Source organism: Bacillus sp. Marseille-Q3570 (genome assembly GCF_946151055.1).
GTDB lineage: Bacteria > Bacillota > Bacilli > Bacillales > Fictibacillaceae > Pseudalkalibacillus.
On the sequence record NZ_CAMGYZ010000001.1, the window covers coordinates 372,334 to 389,443 of the forward strand.

Below are 17,110 nucleotides of genomic sequence, written 5' to 3' on the forward strand. Positions count from 1 at the left end.
TATATGAAGAAGTGAAAATTGTACATCTTTTGTGAATAAACATGAATATTGCTGTATATTGTGTTGTACCCATAAAGTTCAAATGATATGCTTTCCGTATCTGCATAGAAACAACAAGCCTTAGCACAGGTTGAACCAAGTGTTGGATCGCCCGTGGAAAGGTAGTGAATTTGGAAATCAACATCATTCTTTAACAAAACCTTAAATAAAGGCTGTATTAGCAAACTTTGTTGATCTTGCACTTAAACTTTCTTCAGTATAAGGGCAACTAAGGCTCGACCTACAAAAGGCTTGGTCTCGCCAAGTTTTCTTTAAAAGTCGTGGATTTCCGCTCCAGGTTGCTCGCTTTCCGCGGGGCGTACGGTGAGCCCACTCGTCGACTTGCGACCTCAGGAGTCTCCTTTTCAAGGAAGCATCTGTGCTCCTGCGTCTACAAGAAAGTCCTGTCGAAGCGAGCTTCCTCGTCGCATGCCTTGCGAGGAGATCATTCAGGTAGTAGGCACGCTGATCCTACAGGACAAGGAAAGCTTCAGCAGCGTTACATCGCACGAAGGAAATGCGATTTTCATTTTCGAGGAGTCTCGCATCTTGCTCTCCAATCAACTTGCACAAAGTGAGTTTTTTAAAATGACTCAAAAGCAACAATCTTTTAGAAAGAGCCTAAATAAAAAAGGGCGACCAAAATGAGTATTTTTGCTCTACAACATCCAATATCCATTGATGTTGAATCAAACACACATTTTTAGGTCCTCCCCTGTTGTCATTTTAAATCCACTGATTGGTTGATTAAAAACTCAATTGTCTCCAAATCCGATTCAGTTGGTAAGGAATATGTTTGTTGATAAGTTTCATGTCCTTTTCCTGTTATCACTACCCAATCACGTGCTCCAGTGACTTCAAGCGCATATTTGATGGCTTCTGTCCTGTCTGGAATGATGATTCCTTTCTTACTCCCAACTGTTTCTCTCAATTTTTCAAGTGTATTGATCATTTCATCTTCAGACACATCATTCAAATCATCCAGAGTCAATATGAATTGATCGCTGTTTTCAGAAGAGATTTGAAGCATATCTGCCCTTTTATCTGTATCCGCACCTCCACGAAAACCAAAAACATGGATGATATTTTCTGCTCCATAGTCTTTAGCCGCCTTTAAACAATGCATGATCGCATTTGCTGTATGTGCATAATCGATCACAACGGTAGCATCGTTTTGGTGTTTATAGATATTGAACCTTCCCGGAACTCCTTCAAATGTTGGCAGTGCAGATAAGATATTTTCCTTTTTGATATTGAATTGTAGAGCTGTTGCATAAGCCATGCTTGCATTATATAGGTTGTGGAGACCAGGCATATTGAAAGCAATCTCGAAACTTGCACCGTTTTCACATACTTTCAAAGTCGAACTGTTGATTCCTTCGATATGAAGGTCCGCGTTTGTTGACTGTCCTATTGTATACGCTCCTATATCGTTTTTACGTAATTCATCCACAAGCTTGCTCCCCCAAGAATCATCAGTATTGATAATTGCGAGGCCATCTTCTTTCATCTTATAGAATAGCTTGGATTTCGTTTTGAAATAACGCTCCATCGTACCATGATAATTTAAATGATCGTGAGATAAATTCGTAAAAAGACTATAATCGAATTCGATTCCTTCTAAGCGATGTTGAGACAAACCATGGGAAGAAACTTCGAGAATCACAACTTGATCATTACTCTGGTGAAGTAGTTCATTGAGTTTCAATATATTTGGTGTTGTATTACATGTATCGCTTTCTATCCCATTTATGATATTCTTTATTGTTCCGAATAAACTGCAAGAAATTCCATTTGACTCTAACAGATGTTTCAAAAGATAACTTGTAGTTGTTTTTCCGTTAGTCCCAGTGATTCCGATCACGATCTTATCTTTTGAAGGATCCTGGTAAAACTTTTTAGAAATTGCCCCAAGCGCTTTCCTGCTATTCTCCACTTTTATATAAGGGACGGGTAAATCAGTAATAACTTCTTCCCCGATAATGGCTGCTGCCCCTTTTTTAATGGCATCGTGAATAAACGAATGACCATCTGTTTGTTCACCTTTGATCGCAACAAATAAAAACCCTTTTTCAACGTTCAGGGAAGTATCGGTTATTTTTGTTATTTGAGTAGAAGGCAGGCTTTCATAAAAATCTTCATCAACTATGTCTTGAACTAAATACTGTAAATCCATCAGGCTTTTTGCTCCTTAACAACTTTTGGCTTTGTATACCCTTTGGGTTCTTCTTCAAACGAAAAGTGCAAATAAAAACTTTCACATATACTCTGGTAAATAGTTTTTCCATATGTAGAATAAAAACCCCTAAAATAAACATTCGCAAGCAGGCTTTATTTTGAGGCTTTCAACTAGTTAACATATTGATTTCTACGAAATTCACTCCCTTTCCGCGGCCAAACGAAAACCAGGTGACTGGTCGCTGAGCTAGACATCTCTCCAAGCATTTACCTATTTCTACAAGCCTCCTCACTTGCACAGGACATGGTGGCTTTTAGTCGAAGACCCTTTTAAAGTTTACGGGGTTTCGCCTGACTTGTCGTTCCCGCAAGAGTGTCGCAAATTTCCCATAAAATCAACAAAGTCCTTTAATATACCAATAAATAAAAAAAGAGCTGAACCCACATCAAATTTCATTAATGTTTGTCAGCTCTTTTACTTTAAACTGCTTTTGAATCATGTGCTTCTTCAACGACTCTTTCCGTATTACCTGCCCATTTAATGACAGGTGGCTCATCATGTGCAGGTTTCTCCAGGTGCAGTAAGAATTCGATGTTCCCTTCCCCGCCACGTATTGGAGAAAATGTGCAATCGAGGACATGGTATCCGATTTCTTGACTGAACTTGATCATCCGATCAATTACGGCTTGATGTATTTTTCGATCCCGTACGATCCCTTTTTTGCCCACTTCTTCACGCCCCGCTTCGAACTGAGGTTTGACAAGCGCGACCACCTGCCCACGATAGACGAGAATTTCTTTCAATACAGGAAGGATAAGTTTTAAGGATATGAATGAAACATCAATCGTAGCGACATGTGGAAGACCATTATCGAAATCCTCAGGTTTTGAGTACCTGAAATTAGTCCGCTCCATCACCCTGACGCGTTTATCATTCCTAAGCTTCCACGCTAATTGATTGTATCCGACATCAACTGCATAGACAAACTCTGCACCATTCTGTAGAGCACAGTCTGTAAATCCTCCTGTTGAAGATCCGATATCGATCATGATTTTATCCTTCATATCAAAATGAAAGGATTGCAATGCTTTTTCCAATTTCAATCCGCCACGGCTTACATAAGGAATTGGATTCCCTTTCAGTTCGATCGGGATGGATGTATCTACCTTTTGGCCCGGCTTGTCCATTCGTTCTTGTTCGGAATACACAAGTCCAGCCATGATTGCTCTTTTGGCTTTTTCTCTCGTCTCAATCAATCCCCGATCGACGAGAATGACATCAAGCCGCTCTTTCTTTTTCATACTCAATAAGCCCTTTGCTGTTTCTTAGGAATCATTTGCGTTACACGCTCTATGACGCCTTCTGGTGTCAATTCGATTTCTTCTAGTAATTCGGAGACACTGCCATGTTCGATGAATCGATCCGGAATCCCCATCCGGTCGATTACTGCATCATGTATACCAAGGTCATGAATGAATTCTAGAACTGCGCTTCCGAAACCGCCTTGAAGAATGCCTTCTTCCATCGTCAGTATAGGAATACGCTTTGTCACAAGTTCGGTAATCATTCCATTATCCAGCGGTTTGATGGATCTAGCATTGATGACGATTGCAGAGATACCTTGTGTTTTAAGCTTTTCAGCTGCCTTCATAGCAACAGGTATCATAGTACCCACTGCTAGGATCGCAATATCTTTACCTTCCTTCATGACTTCCCACGTTCCGATTTCAATCTTTTTCAATTCTTCATCCATAGGTACACCAAGTCCTGTCCCTCTCGGAAAACGTACTGCAATTGGTCCTTCATCATATTCTGTAGCCGTATACACCATATGTTGTAATTCATTTTCATCTTTTGGATTAAGAACGACCATATTTGGTAAATGGCGTAAGAACGAGATATCAAAAACCCCTTGATGCGTTTCGCCATCTGACCCTACTAAGCCCGAACGGTCGACTGTAAAAACGACGTTCAGATTTTGTCTGCAAACATCGTGTACAAGTTGATCATATGCACGCTGCAAGAAAGTCGAATAAATGGAAAGAACCGGTTTCATCCCTTGCGTCGCCAGTCCACCCGCCATGGTTGTGGCGTGTTGTTCAGCAATACCAACATCATAAAGACGATCAGGAAATTCCTCTCCGAACGCTTCCAGTTTAGAGCCTACTGTCATTGCAGGTGTCAATACCACGAGTCTTTCATCTTTTCGAGCAATGGTTCTGAGTGTTTCAGATACGACCTTGCTGTACCCAGGTCCTGCTACAGTAGGTTTGATGAAGTCTCCAGATTCAATCTTATATGGCCCCGGACCATGCCATGTGCCAATCGCATCCGTTTCTGCAGGTTTATATCCTTTACCTTTTTGAGTTAAGACATGGACAAGTACAGGTCCTTTCGTCTTTTTCGCATATTTGATATTTTCAGTCAGATCATCAAGATTATGACCATCAACTGGCCCCAAGTACGTAAATCCGAGTTCTTCAAAGAAAATACCTGATACGAGCATGTATTTGAGACAATCTTTCAATCGTTCTGCAGTCGAAGCAAGTCGCCCTCCTGCTGGAACCTTTTTGATCAATGATTCAAACTCTTCTTTAACCCGTTTATATTTTCCAGCAGTCCTCAATCTTCCTAAAACGTTATGCAGTGCACCTACGTTTGGAGCAATGGACATTTCGTTATCATTTAAAATGACAATCAGATCTTTTTGTTCGTGACCGATATGGTTTAAAGCCTCTAAAGCCATACCACCAGTAAGGGCACCGTCACCGATAACAGCGATGATATCTTCATCAGTCCCTTTCAGGTCACGGGCAGTAGCCATTCCCATTGCAGCAGAAAGTGAAGTGGAACTATGTCCTGTTTCCCAGACATCATGGTCACTTTCTGAACGTTTCGGAAAACCGCACAACCCTTTATATTTCTTAAGCGTATCGAATTGTCCAGCTCGTCCGGTCAATATCTTATGGACATACGCTTGATGTCCTACATCCCAGATGAATTTATCTTTTGGGCTTTCAAACAATTTATGAAGGATTAAAGTTAATTCAACTACTCCTAGATTCGGACCTAGGTGCCCGCCAGTTTTAGAAATCTTTTCAATTAAAAAAGTGCGGATGGTCGATGCCAACTCTTCTAGCTGTTCCCCATCCAGTTTCTTTAAAAATTTAGGATCTTTGATTGATTCCAAATTCATGGAACATCCTCACTTTCCTTTTGTATTGCGTTTAAGTTTATTTCCGGCGGGCTGAGAGACCAATTGCTTTAACTTTAATCTTTCCTCAAAGAAATAGATTACTCGTCCTACCTGAAAAATAATGGAAGTGGAGAAATGGATGGCAAATGATTTGCCGAATGCTTTTCCACCTACAGTAAGTGCTGCAACCACACTTGTAAAAACGATTGATACAATATATTGAAATCCAGTCGCATCATCCCCGCCGAAGGCTTGAGTCAATTGTACGATGACTACTGCTGATGCGGTACCGCTTATTATACCAGAAATATCTCCAATTACATCATTACAAAAACTTGCTACACGATCAGCATTCCTGCAAATTGAAATCGCTTGCCGGGCACCCTTTACTTTCTCAGATGCCATCGCATGGAATGGAACTTCATCTGATGCTGTAGCAGCCACTCCTATAATATCAAATATTACGCCCATTAGCACAATAAGAAATACGATGATCATTCCAATTGCCCAATTGACACCTTCTAAGGAAAAGGTTGAAACGACTGAAAAAATAGCCGCTAACACTAGCGTGATAACGGCGATTCCAGTACTCCATTTTAGGGATTTATTGAATACTTTATTCATGTGTACTCCTTTGAAAATCTATCAGTTATGTATATTACATCTAATTCATTAGTTATTTTTAAAGACGATGAATCAACAATTTATCCTCTTTTGTCTTTGGAATTTTCATATATGTATTGTGGAGTGGTCATTCAAAGAGTAAACACTGCGGCTTAGGTCCAGTAGGTTTTCCCAGGGAGGTACCAGTGCGTTGCCACACTGGAGGTTTCCCTTTAATCCTCCCTTGACGTTGTCACCAATCGCCAGACTAGATTACCACTTAGTCCGCACTATAATCCTCTTTGAATGTCACATGGAACAGTCTAGGAGTTTTCCTCGGCAGTCTTTACCATTCCCTAGCCTCTTTCGCAGAGTCGATTTCATATGGTATGGAATCCTTTCCAGCGGCCAACCGGAGATTCTTCCTCATCCATAATCCCCTCAGACTCCACTCAAGGCAGGCTACGCTGCTCACCAGTAGTTTCTAGCGACCGAAAAAACCAGTGGAAACAGGTTTATAACCCCAGTTCGCAATAAGGTATTAGCACGCAAATCGCAAAGTTGAGGTCCTCCGCGGCAGAAGGGTCAACGCCCACATGCCATTGTGGATCGCCCTTCTGCCTTAACTCCCAGTGTAGACCCAAAGCTGGGCGCTTCGAGCCTATACAAGGAACTTCATCGATGTGCCCTTTGGCGGATTTTTAGGCCCGCCCTCAGAAATGGGAGACTGACTAGAATACTGCACCACTCCTCATGTAATTATAATATACCACAGAAATGTTTATGCCTCAACGATTCTAGTGGTCTCTGCTGATCATATAGTCCGTAAAATGCTCTAACCATTCATGGTTGATACCCGCTCTGTGTAGGTTCTGCTTTGCGCTGTCCACTTCCTTTAACAACTGGTCTTTAGCACCAGAAATTGTCAATAAATGCGGGTATGTACTTTTGTTATTTTGAACGTCGCTGCCGATAGGCTTGCCGATCTTTGATTCATCGCCTTCAACATCTAAAATGTCATCCTGGATTTGAAATGCGAGGCCTAGATGGTGAGCAAATTGAATAAGATGATCCAATTGTTGCTTCGTTCCCCCTGCAATACGTGCACCTGCATATATCGAATACCCAAGAAGTGCACCTGTCTTCTTATGGTGAATCTGTTCCAATTCACCAAGAGAGAGGGACTTTCCTTCACCTTCTAAGTCGGCAGCCTGTCCGTTAACCATCCCTTCAGGACCAGCAGCCTTTGAAAGATTTGTGATCAAATCGATTTTCAAGTCATTATCCAAATGTTGTGAACCGGAAATAACTTCAAAAGCGTAGGTAAGCAATGCATCACCAGCTAGAATCGCCATAGCTTCTCCATATATTTTATGATTAGTGAGATTGCCTCTTCTAAAATCGTCATCGTCCATCGCTGGTAAATCATCATGGATCAGTGAATACGTATGGATCATTTCAACAGCACATGCGGCATCAATTCCAACCTGACTATCCTGTTCGAATGCTTCAATCGTCATAAGCAATAACGTGGGACGAAGCCTTTTCCCCCCTGCTAAAATCGAATAAAGCATAGCTTCTTTCAGCCCACCATGTCCTTGGATACGATCCACTTTAGCTGGCAATGCTTCATCTATCATATTTTTCTTATTTTGAAGGAGTTGTAAAAATGTGTCCTTGTCCAACCTCAGTCTTCCTCCTGTATCGTGAATGGTTCTGTTTCACCATTTTCTTTCAATAACTCATCCATTTGCTTTTCTACATGCTGTAATTTATCATGGCAAAGCTTAGAGAGCTTCATTCCTTCTTGAAACAAGCGGATCGACTTTTCAAGAGGGACATCCCCTTCTTCTAACTTTCCGACGATTTCTTCAAGCTCCTGCATTGCTTCTTCAAAGCTTTGTTCAATATTTTGTTCTTTTTCTTCCATCATTTCTCACTCTCCTCAAGTCCCCAAACTTGGCAATCCAGCTTTCCGTCTTTCAACCTTACAGAAACCTGATCACCTGGTTGTACTTGTTTTACACTTTTGATGAGATTGTCGCTTTTCTGGTCATACGCCAGGCTATAACCACGCTCCATGATACTTAACGGGCTAAGAGCATTCAATTTTCCGACTTTGTTTTGAAAAACAGCATTTTTCTGCTCAATCTGGTTGCTCATTTCCTTTTTCAACATTCTGACCAGAACTTGATGTTTCTCTTTTGATTGCCTGAAAAGTTTATCAGGATGGTTGCGATCCAATCGGCTTCTAAGTTGACTGACTTCCTCCGCTTTTCGCTCAAACGTTCTTGAACGTGATTTTTGCAATCGATCCATTATCCGATCCAAATCCTGTTCTTTTTGTTTTACTAGCTGCATTGGGTATTTGAAAGCGTAGGATTTTTGATGTCTGTCCAATTCATTACGTAAACGTTTCACATGCTCCGTAATAGCTCTAGTAAGTCTGAGCTGACGTTGGGTGACTCTCTCCTGTAATTCATCAATATGAGGTACAGCAAGCTCAGCAGCTGCTGTTGGAGTCGCCGCACGGATATCCGCCACAAAATCTGCAATCGTGTAATCTGTTTCATGTCCGACTGCAGAGATGATCGGGATGATTGAATTGAAGATGCTGCGTGCGACCATTTCTTCATTGAAAGCCCACAACTCTTCAATCGAACCACCGCCACGACCGACGATCAAAACATCCCACTGTGCCTGTTCATTTGCAAAGTCAATTGCTCTGGAAATACTAGGAGCAGCATTGGGACCTTGCACGAGGACAGGAATCACAGTCACTTTCGCAATCGGAAAACGCCGTTTGATTGTGGTCAATACATCTCTTATCGCAGCACCTGTCGGCGATGTAATTACTCCTATACGCCTAGGGGTTGCGGGAATTTGCCTTTTCCGTTCAGGAGCAAAAAGACCCTCTTGATCGAGCTTTTTCTTTAATTCTTCAAATGCAAGAAACAAGTTCCCGATTCCATCAGGCTGCATCTCTTTTACATAAAGCTGATATTGCCCATGTGGTTCATAAACGGAAACTTCACCACGAATCAGAACCTTCATTCCTTCTTCCGGACGAAATTTCAAAAAACGGTTGTTCCCGGCAAACATGACTGAGTTAATCCTACTGTTTTGATCCTTTACTGTAAAATACATATGGCCCCGACTATGGTGTTTCACATTCGAAAGCTCACCGCGAAGCCATATGTCTTGTAATTTCCCGTCCATATCAAATTTTCGTTTTATATAGCGGGTAAGTTCGGTAATACTAATATAGGGATCTCGTTGCATCAATGAACACCTTCTATTTGATGACTCCACTTCGCAGATAGGATTGTGTTTTGTAAGAGCATTGTGATGGTCATCGGACCTACCCCCTTCGGAACTGGAGTGATATAAGAAGCGACTTGTTCTGCTTCTTCAAAATCGACATCACCTGTCAATTTCCCATCGTCCTTACGGTTGATTCCAACATCAATCACTACAGCCCCAGGCTTGATGAAGTCTTTCCCGACAAAATGCATCTTACCTACAGCAACAACGAGTATGTCTGCTTGTTTCGTAATTTCTTTCATGTTTGCTGTCCTGGAGTGACAATATGTAACGGTGGCATTTTCATTTAAGAACAGTTGACCTACAGGTTTTCCAACGATATTACTTCTACCAATTACAACCACATGCTTACCTTCAATTGATATGTCTTTAGCTTTTATCATTTCAATGATTCCAAAGGGTGTACATGGTAAAAACGCACGTTGTCCAGTCATCATCCTCCCGATATTGATTGGGTGGAAACCGTCTACATCCTTTTCTGGTGAAATTGCTTCTATGATTGCTGTTTCTGAGATATGTTCAGGTAAAGGTAACTGGACGAGAATTCCATGACATGCATCATCATGGTTATATTGTGTAATGATTTCAAGCAGTTTCGCTTCAGAGGTGTCTTCAGATAGCTCAATGAGCTTTCCGTCAATTCCAACCTGTTTGCACGCTTTCGTTTTTCCTCTTACATAAGATAAAGAAGCAGGGTTATTCCCTACGATGATGACAACTAATCCAGGAATGATCCCTTCATTTCTCAGTTTATTTACCTCTTCTTTCATTGCGTTCCTTTTGGCTTCTGCAATTTCATTTCCCTTGATAAGCTCTGCAACCATCTCTATCCCCTCCACTATTGGATCGTTTTACTTATTTTAGAAAGTACAGCATTTACAAAGCGACCGGATTCATCTCCTCCGAATGTTTTTGCCAGATCGATCGCTTCGTTGAAAGTAACTTTGATCGGAATGTCTTCTATATACAACATTTCGTATACAGCAAGTCTTAAAACAGAGCGGTCTACATTTCCAATCCGGTCGAAACTCCAGTTTTCAAGGTGTTCTTTAATACGAGCATCAATTTCTTCCTTGTGATCCGTCGTCCCCTCGACCAACTGGATCAGAAATTCATCACGTTCTTCGCCTTCCTCCAGAACATGCCCAATCGCTTCCGAACGGTCTAATTGACTCACATCTATTTGAAACAAAGACTGTAAAGCCTTTTCTCTTGCAATCCTTCTTTTCATTTCATGATACTTCCTTTCATATCTTCTCTATCTGATGATAGCATAGAGATCGTTACCTTTACAGCATACACATTTTCAAACTATAATAATCGCAATAAAAAACTGACCCAAAACGGACAAACTTCTCTTGTTTTAATCGTCATTCAGAGAAGTCTGACACATGTTCTGAGTCAGTTCGTCATTTAAAATTCCTGATCTTCTTCAACTCCAGGGTCCACTTTTCCTTCAAACTGGACTCCTACTACGTGTACATCAATACGATTTGGCTCTAAAGCCGTCATCGTGTGTAAGGTAAGTCGGATATTCTCTTGGATCTTTTCAGCTGTATCTGGAATCGATACACCAAAATTCATTGTTACGAAAACATCGATGTTGATCCCTTCTTCGGAAAGTTCCACTTTTACACCTTTACCAAGTGATTTCTTACCGAAACGTTCAACCACTCCTGTCGCGAAATTTCCACGCATTGCAGAAACTCCTTCCACTTCAGTAGCAGCTATACTAGAGATCACTTCAATCACTTCTGGTGAGATTTCAACCTTCCCAAGGTTTGCATCTTTTTCTTCCATTTCAAATGTTTGATATTCGTTCATTACTACTCACCTCCATTTGAAGTTGATTTTGATGTCAAATCGTAGTTCTCTAAAAATTTAGTATTGAATTCTCCGCTATTGAATTTTTCATGTTCAAGTAATCGCATATGGAAAGGAATCGTCGTATCGACCCCTTCGATGACAAATTCACTTAATGCACGCTTCATACGTCGAATTGCTTCTTCACGTGTTTTTCCATAAGTGATGAGCTTTGCAATCATCGAATCATAATACGGTGGGATGAAATAACCTGGATAAGCAGCCGAATCGACACGTACGCCTAGCCCGCCCGGCGGGAGATACATTTCGATCCTACCGGCAGATGGCATGAAATTCTTATCCGGATTTTCAGCATTGATCCGGCATTCGATCGACCAGCCTTCAAACTTGATATCTTCTTGGCTGTAAGATAAACGTTCACCGCCAGCCACCCTGATCTGTTCCTTGATCAAGTCGATACCGGTAACCATTTCAGTCACAGGATGCTCAACCTGGATCCGAGTATTCATCTCCATGAAATAGAAGTCACCTGTGTTGTGTTCAAATATGAACTCTACGGTTCCAGCTCCGGAATAATTTACAGCTTTTGCTGCGCGCACAGCGGCTTCTCCCATCTCTTCCCGTTTTTCGGGATCCAGGGCCGGAGAAGGGGTTTCTTCAACAAGCTTTTGTAAACGACGCTGGATCGAGCAATCACGTTCACCTAAGTGAATGACATTCCCATGATTATCACCCAGTACCTGTATCTCTACATGGCGGAAATCTTCAATGTATTTTTCAATGTATACACCAGGATTCCCGAAAGCTGAGGCAGCTTCTTGCTGAGTCATATTGATTCCTTTTACAAGCTCCTGTTCAGTGCGAGCGACACGGATTCCTTTTCCTCCGCCCCCCGCAGTCGCTTTGATGATTACAGGGTATCCCATTTCCTCTGCTAACTCAATCGCTTCTTCTTTGGACTCGATGATTCCTTCAGAACCTGGAACAATTGGTACACCAGCCTCTTTCATAGTAGTTCTTGCTACATCTTTCGTCCCCATACGATTGATGGCTTCTGGGCTCGGTCCAATGAAGGTAATGTTGCATTCAGCACAGATTTCAGCAAAGTCAGCATTTTCGGCTAAAAATCCATAGCCCGGATGAATTGCATCAGCTCCTGTCAGGGTAGCGACGCTCATGATGTTCGTGAAATTCAAATAACTTTCCTTTGCAAGGATAGGGCCGATGCAGTACGCTTCATCTGCTAGGCGCACATGCAAAGATTCTTTATCGCCTTCTGAATATACGGCGATAGTTTCTATATTCATCTCTTTACAAGCTCGTATGATCCGGACAGCAATTTCTCCTCGGTTCGCAATGAGTACTTTTTTTATCATTTCAATCACCTTACTGTTTTTTCACAAGGAATAGTGGTTGTCCATACTCAACGAGCTGTCCATTCTCGACGAGTATTTCTACGATTTCACCATTCACTTCAGCTTCGATTTCGTTGAACAGCTTCATCGCTTCGATAATACACACGATCGAGTCATTTGATACCTTGTCTCCTTCTTTCACATAAGAATCTTCATCTGGAGATGGAGACGCATAAAATGTACCGACCATTGGAGATTCAATTTTATGTAAGGATCCATCGTCCACTTCTTTGACTGGTGCTTCTGTTTCATTTTTTGTATCAGCCTTTTCTTCGACCGCTTGTGGATTTGGCTGTGGTGCTGCTTCTTGAGCTGGTGCTGCAGGTGCTGCTTGAGGTGCTTGTTGGACGACAGGCTGCTCTGTCCCACCTTTTTTCAAAGTGATTTTCGCACCTTCTTCTTCATATTCAAATTCATTGATTGATGATTGATCGATCAATTTGATCAATTCACGAATTTCTTGTATTTTGAGCATTCTTTCCACTCCTTCAGTGTGTCTACTATTCTGTATTCATTATAGCATAATTCAGCACATCTAAAACTTTATCACCTTACTATGTGAGCTGGTGCTAATTCGTTTATATCATATCATAATCCTTTTGGGGAGGGTACCGATTAAAATTTATAGGTGATTTTTTTGGATTATGAGTGGAGATATAGATATTCTTGATTAGCGAGGTGAGGTCCTGCAACGAACTTTGCAAGTGAGTGAAAAGGCTCACAGTTTTCCCGCAGAAATGGGGTGAATTCCCTTAAAATCAAAACCTTATAAAAATAGTTAACGTATTTTATACTTTCTTTAAGTGCAAGAGCAACAACGAAAACAGCTTAATAAAAAGACAGCCCTTTTGGACTGCCTCTTCTATCAAGCTATCATCATTTTTTAGCTACTTGGAATTGGACAGCTACATGCTTGTCGCCAAGTTGTTCTTGGGCTTTTCTCATGATTGCGTTCGCTTCACTTTTACTTAGTTCTTCATCAGCGCGGACGATGATCTGAACTTCAGAATCCATTGTATTCACCAATACATCTTCATACCCCATACTTTTGATCAATGTTTCGAGGGTATCTTCCTTCATACCTAGTTCCTGTAATTCCTCCAACTGACTTAAAGCTTGTGACTGGACCTCTGCGGATACACTTGTGGAAGCTAGAACTTCATTGTATTTTGCTTGTAGCTCTGAACGCTTATCCTGGATTTTCATTCGAAGCTCTGTGAACATTTCATCACTGTCCACCTCAGTGACAACAGACTTGCCATTGGTTTCTTCTGCACTTCCCTTTTTATCCTCATCCTGTGCAGCAAAGTCAGTTGGTGATTGTTCCGGTGTGGTGATGTAATACACCGATAACACGATAATCAAGCTCAGCATCGTTAATAACCAAACCGTTTGTTTTTTCAATAACATTCATTATTCCCCCTTCTGCTTTTTCGGTCCTACACTCACTTTATGACTGGGTACATCAAGCACCCTGGAAACCGCTTCGATAATCCAAGTTTTAACCTTGATGTTCTGAGCTCCATCTGCTAAAATCAATACGCCCCTCACCTCCGGCTTTTCTGTAGTGACGATAATCGGTTGCTCCCCTTTTTCCCCCTGGATGATGATGACTTTTTCATCCGTTTGAAGGTCTGTGGTTTTACGTTTACCCCCATGCTGGTCAGTTTCATCAGTAGTGGAATCTTTTTTGGTAATATCCTTTTCATAAATTGTCTTAGAGGTTGAGTCTAGAAAGACCATTACGCTTGTATCCTGGACCCCCATCATTTCATCGAGGATTTCCTTCAGTTGGTTTCCGTAATGCTCTTCCATCTCTCTTATTGATGAAGGATCGTCTGATTTTTTTATAGAGAATGTCGCCTTGGATTCCTCGTCTTCTGTAGCGGAATTCATAGTTGGAGTGGAATCTGGAGTACTGATCAAGTTTTGGATCAGCATCATCGCTATCCCGAAACCCAGTATGAGCAGGATGTATTGGGATTTGCGATTCATTTTTTTACCTTGTTTGTCTGGTTTCAGAAGCGATTTCAGCCAGTCATTCTGTTTCTTTTCATCAGACATGTTTCATTACGATCCTCCTTCCTCTACTAGTACGATCTGATCCGGAGACACCTCCCACTCTTTTGAAAGGAATGCTTTGATTTCTTTCATGTCAGCCGATTCTTCAGCGGGTTCGATCTGTGTTGATGTATCGATCGTCACCTCTTGGATCGCCTCGATTGCATCTTCATCTGTCGACTGATTTTCTAATGTGGCATGGATGATCCACTGACTTTCTTCTGTACCATTTTGGGTTTTTTCTTGTAACACCACATCCTTTAATCGTTTCTGATATTGTTCTGCGAGCTTATCTTCTACCTTTTGATGTAGTAGGACAGCCATTTGTTCTAAAATATATGCATCTTGTGAGGCTTGTATTTCACTTTTCTTGTTTTCTATCAAATTTTTCATCTCACCATCTTTCATAAAGGCCTCTTTATTGACGAATGAAGCCAACTCCTTATTGAGATCGATGGAGAACATTTTGATCATAGGATTCAGGATCGCAATGATCAAGAGCAGTCCGATTACGACTTTCACGTATTTTTGAAATGCATTTGATGGCAACAATAATTCCAGGATTGTCGCTAATAGGATGATCAGAATGATATTCGTCACCCACTCATATATAAATGACACGTGACTCTCCTCCCCACTCATCTCATCATCAATGTGAGATTTCCAGCAGCAATCATCATCGTTACTGCCAGGAAGAACATGAAACATACGATGGAAAGCGCCGCGAAAATGAACATGACATTTTTACTGATGATCGTTAAACATTGGATGATCGGACCGCCTCCAAGCGGTTGCAGAACAGCAGCGGCAATTTGATAGATCAATACAAGTGACAATATCTTAAGAGCTGGAAATGCACATAGTAAGATTAAAATGACGACACCAGCAATACCGACTGTGTTTTTCAGTAATAATGAAGCACTTAAAACTGTATCCGTCGCATCTGTAAACATACGGCCGATGATTGGGATGAAGTTGCCTGTGATGAATTTCGCTGTCCGGATCGCGACACCATCCGCAACAGCAGCAGTCGCTCCCTGCACACTGATGACGCCAAGAAATACGGTGAAAAATACGAGCATGACACCGATCGCTACACCGCGTAATAGATTGGCAAGCTGAGTGACTTTGTAATGATCTGTCAATGTACTGACGATACTAAGCAACGCAGAAAGCAGCAGAAGCGGAAGAACAAAATGCTGGATGAGCATCCCACTTGTATTTACAAGGAAAATGATGAATGGATGAAAGAATGCAACTGATGCAATACTGCCGGTCGTAGCCATTAAAGCTAGTAATAATGGAATAAGTGCAATGATGAACGAATTCATGTTCCGGATCGCATCGATGGTATAATCTGCTGCTACGTGAAAGCTGTTCAATGCAATAACAATCAAAACCATATAAACGATTCCATAAGCCACTTTACTAACCGCTTGATTTTCAAATGCATTTTGCATCGTCTGCAGCAGCATGCTGAATACCGTCAGCATGATCAGCATCCCAAGTAGTTTTCCATTGGTCAGAATTTCATGAAATAAATATTTAAGGAGTCCTAGAGCCCAATCTTTCAATGAAAAATCTTGATCACTTTGGATAAATTCAAGGATGCTCCCTTTCTGGCTCTCTGGCAGGAAACCGCCATATTCACTGCGGATTTTGTTCCAGTATTCACGAATGTCATCAAGATGTTCATCTTCAACCTTCAGACTTTTCTCAATCTGTTCTTTGCCAGTTGTTTGGGCACTGACTTGGATGGAGGGTTGTCCAAAATCTATAAAAAAAATGACCGCCATCATGATGACCATTAATAGTTTCAACCGTTTGTTGTTTGGCATGTCATTCACCCCTAACTAGGCAGGAAATCAATAATTGTTTCTATCAAAACTGTGAGGATTGGAATGGCCATTACAAGAATCAAAACCTTCCCAGCAAGTTCAATTTTTGCCGCCATCGCTCCTTGTCCAGCATCTCGAGTGATTTGTGCACCGAATTCTGCAATGTAGGCGATCCCGATGATTTTCAAGATTGTTTCGACATATACCATATTCAGATTCGCGTTCGTAGCAAGCCGTTCTAGCATAATGATGACCGCTTGTATTTTTCCGATCAAAAACAAGAAGACCGCTGCACCGGCAAATAGAATAAGTAGAAAAGAGAAGGCAGGTTTCTGTTCCTTTATGACAATCGTTAGAAATGTAGCTATCAAGCAGAACCCGACAATCTGGATGATTTCGATTGGAACCCCCTCCTCATCCCTGGAACAGGAACACACCTCTTATTTGTTGGAACAGATCATCGAGCAAGGTGATGACGATGAAAAGGACGAGAACAAACCCGATCAATGTGATCCAGTGGGCAATGTCCTCCTTTCCCATCTGTTTCAACACGGTATGTAACATGGCGATTACAATACCGATTCCAGCTATTTGAAAAATGGTGTTAACATCGTAAGGCATTCTGCTTTCT

General features: G+C 41.4%; 18 protein-coding genes. All 18 read right to left on the reverse strand.

The features are described from left to right. Positions 1–760: 760 nt before the first annotated feature. Positions 761–2,215 (reverse strand): UDP-N-acetylmuramoyl-L-alanyl-D-glutamate--2,6-diaminopimelate ligase, encoded by a 1,455-nt coding sequence (locus N8M93_RS01905; protein ID WP_261129382.1) that lies wholly within the window; start codon positions 2,213–2,215, stop codon positions 761–763. A gap of 482 nt (positions 2,216–2,697) precedes the next feature. Then, complete coding sequence (locus N8M93_RS01910; RefSeq protein WP_261129384.1) at positions 2,698–3,519, reverse strand: TlyA family RNA methyltransferase; 822 nt, start codon at positions 3,517–3,519, stop codon at positions 2,698–2,700. Between the two features lie 2 nt (positions 3,520–3,521). Beyond that, positions 3,522–5,414, reverse strand: coding sequence for a 1-deoxy-D-xylulose-5-phosphate synthase (gene dxs / locus N8M93_RS01915; protein WP_261129385.1), 1,893 nt, complete (start codon positions 5,412–5,414; stop codon positions 3,522–3,524). Positions 5,415–5,423: 9 nt separating this feature from the next. Then, entirely contained in the window at positions 5,424–6,038 is a 615-nt protein-coding gene (locus N8M93_RS01920) for a hypothetical protein (protein ID WP_261129386.1), read from the reverse strand. A gap of 776 nt (positions 6,039–6,814) precedes the next feature. Next, on the reverse strand, positions 6,815–7,702 hold the full coding sequence (locus N8M93_RS01925; RefSeq protein WP_396125345.1) for a polyprenyl synthetase family protein: 888 nt from the start codon (positions 7,700–7,702) through the stop codon (positions 6,815–6,817). Positions 7,703–7,704: 2 nt separating this feature from the next. Further along, positions 7,705–7,947, reverse strand: coding sequence for an exodeoxyribonuclease VII small subunit (locus tag N8M93_RS01930; RefSeq protein ID WP_261129669.1), 243 nt, complete (start codon positions 7,945–7,947; stop codon positions 7,705–7,707). After that, positions 7,947–9,299, reverse strand: coding sequence for an exodeoxyribonuclease VII large subunit (xseA, locus tag N8M93_RS01935; RefSeq protein ID WP_261129387.1), 1,353 nt, complete (start codon positions 9,297–9,299; stop codon positions 7,947–7,949). The genes N8M93_RS01930 and xseA overlap by 1 nt, the downstream gene beginning before the upstream one ends. Next, on the reverse strand, positions 9,299–10,165 hold the full coding sequence (gene folD / locus N8M93_RS01940; protein WP_261129388.1) for a bifunctional methylenetetrahydrofolate dehydrogenase/methenyltetrahydrofolate cyclohydrolase FolD: 867 nt from the start codon (positions 10,163–10,165) through the stop codon (positions 9,299–9,301). Before folD ends, xseA begins: the two co-directional genes overlap by 1 nt. 14 nt (positions 10,166–10,179) lie before the next feature. Beyond that, positions 10,180–10,572, reverse strand: a complete 393-nt coding sequence (gene nusB, locus N8M93_RS01945) for a transcription antitermination factor NusB (RefSeq protein WP_261129389.1) — start codon at positions 10,570–10,572, stop codon at positions 10,180–10,182. A 182-nt stretch (positions 10,573–10,754) separates the two neighbouring features. After that, complete coding sequence (locus N8M93_RS01950; RefSeq protein ID WP_261129390.1) at positions 10,755–11,165, reverse strand: Asp23/Gls24 family envelope stress response protein; 411 nt, start codon at positions 11,163–11,165, stop codon at positions 10,755–10,757. Positions 11,166–11,167: 2 nt separating this feature from the next. Next, positions 11,168–12,541, reverse strand: coding sequence for an acetyl-CoA carboxylase biotin carboxylase subunit (gene accC / locus N8M93_RS01955; RefSeq protein WP_261129391.1), 1,374 nt, complete (start codon positions 12,539–12,541; stop codon positions 11,168–11,170). A gap of 10 nt (positions 12,542–12,551) precedes the next feature. Next, positions 12,552–13,055: an acetyl-CoA carboxylase biotin carboxyl carrier protein gene (gene accB / locus N8M93_RS01960; RefSeq protein WP_261129392.1), complete on the reverse strand. Its 504-nt coding sequence runs from the start codon at positions 13,053–13,055 to the stop codon at positions 12,552–12,554. Positions 13,056–13,456: 401 nt separating this feature from the next. Next, complete coding sequence (locus tag N8M93_RS01965; protein ID WP_261129395.1) at positions 13,457–13,990, reverse strand: SpoIIIAH-like family protein; 534 nt, start codon at positions 13,988–13,990, stop codon at positions 13,457–13,459. Positions 13,991–13,993: 3 nt separating this feature from the next. After that, on the reverse strand, positions 13,994–14,644 hold the full coding sequence (gene spoIIIAG, locus N8M93_RS01970; RefSeq protein ID WP_261129397.1) for a stage III sporulation protein AG: 651 nt from the start codon (positions 14,642–14,644) through the stop codon (positions 13,994–13,996). A 6-nt stretch (positions 14,645–14,650) separates the two neighbouring features. Further along, a complete protein-coding gene (spoIIIAF, locus tag N8M93_RS01975) occupies positions 14,651–15,262 on the reverse strand; it encodes a stage III sporulation protein AF (protein WP_261129398.1) in 612 nt (203 codons plus the stop codon). A 17-nt stretch (positions 15,263–15,279) separates the two neighbouring features. Further along, a complete protein-coding gene (gene spoIIIAE / locus N8M93_RS01980; RefSeq protein ID WP_261129400.1) occupies positions 15,280–16,479 on the reverse strand; it encodes a stage III sporulation protein AE in 1,200 nt (399 codons plus the stop codon). Between the two features lie 11 nt (positions 16,480–16,490). Next, entirely contained in the window at positions 16,491–16,880 is a 390-nt protein-coding gene (spoIIIAD, locus tag N8M93_RS01985; protein ID WP_221567629.1) for a stage III sporulation protein AD, read from the reverse strand. Positions 16,881–16,893: 13 nt separating this feature from the next. Further along, positions 16,894–17,100 (reverse strand): stage III sporulation protein AC, encoded by a 207-nt coding sequence (gene spoIIIAC / locus N8M93_RS01990; protein ID WP_221565492.1) that lies wholly within the window; start codon positions 17,098–17,100, stop codon positions 16,894–16,896. Positions 17,101–17,110: the final 10 nt, after the last annotated feature.

Excerpts from the sequence above, each read along its gene's own strand:
- N8M93_RS01905 (WP_261129382.1), bottom strand. The coding sequence starts at position 2,215 with ATGGATTTACAGTATTTAGTTCAAGACATAGTTGATGAAGATTTTTAT.
- N8M93_RS01910 (WP_261129384.1), bottom strand. The coding sequence starts at position 3,519 with ATGAAAAAGAAAGAGCGGCTTGATGTCATTCTCGTCGATCGGGGATTG.
- dxs (WP_261129385.1), bottom strand. The coding sequence starts at position 5,414 with ATGAATTTGGAATCAATCAAAGATCCTAAATTTTTAAAGAAACTGGAT.
- N8M93_RS01920 (WP_261129386.1), bottom strand. The coding sequence starts at position 6,038 with ATGAATAAAGTATTCAATAAATCCCTAAAATGGAGTACTGGAATCGCC.
- N8M93_RS01930 (WP_261129669.1), bottom strand. The coding sequence starts at position 7,947 with ATGGAAGAAAAAGAACAAAATATTGAACAAAGCTTTGAAGAAGCAATG.
- xseA (WP_261129387.1), bottom strand. The coding sequence starts at position 9,299 with ATGCAACGAGATCCCTATATTAGTATTACCGAACTTACCCGCTATATA.
- folD (WP_261129388.1), bottom strand. The coding sequence starts at position 10,165 with ATGGTTGCAGAGCTTATCAAGGGAAATGAAATTGCAGAAGCCAAAAGG.
- nusB (WP_261129389.1), bottom strand. The coding sequence starts at position 10,572 with ATGAAAAGAAGGATTGCAAGAGAAAAGGCTTTACAGTCTTTGTTTCAA.
- N8M93_RS01950 (WP_261129390.1), bottom strand. The coding sequence starts at position 11,165 with ATGAACGAATATCAAACATTTGAAATGGAAGAAAAAGATGCAAACCTT.
- accC (WP_261129391.1), bottom strand. The coding sequence starts at position 12,541 with ATGATAAAAAAAGTACTCATTGCGAACCGAGGAGAAATTGCTGTCCGG.
- accB (WP_261129392.1), bottom strand. The coding sequence starts at position 13,055 with ATGCTCAAAATACAAGAAATTCGTGAATTGATCAAATTGATCGATCAA.
- N8M93_RS01965 (WP_261129395.1), bottom strand. The coding sequence starts at position 13,990 with ATGTTATTGAAAAAACAAACGGTTTGGTTATTAACGATGCTGAGCTTG.
- spoIIIAG (WP_261129397.1), bottom strand. The coding sequence starts at position 14,644 with ATGTCTGATGAAAAGAAACAGAATGACTGGCTGAAATCGCTTCTGAAA.
- spoIIIAE (WP_261129400.1), bottom strand. The coding sequence starts at position 16,479 with ATGCCAAACAACAAACGGTTGAAACTATTAATGGTCATCATGATGGCG.
- spoIIIAC (WP_221565492.1), bottom strand. The coding sequence starts at position 17,100 with ATGCCTTACGATGTTAACACCATTTTTCAAATAGCTGGAATCGGTATT.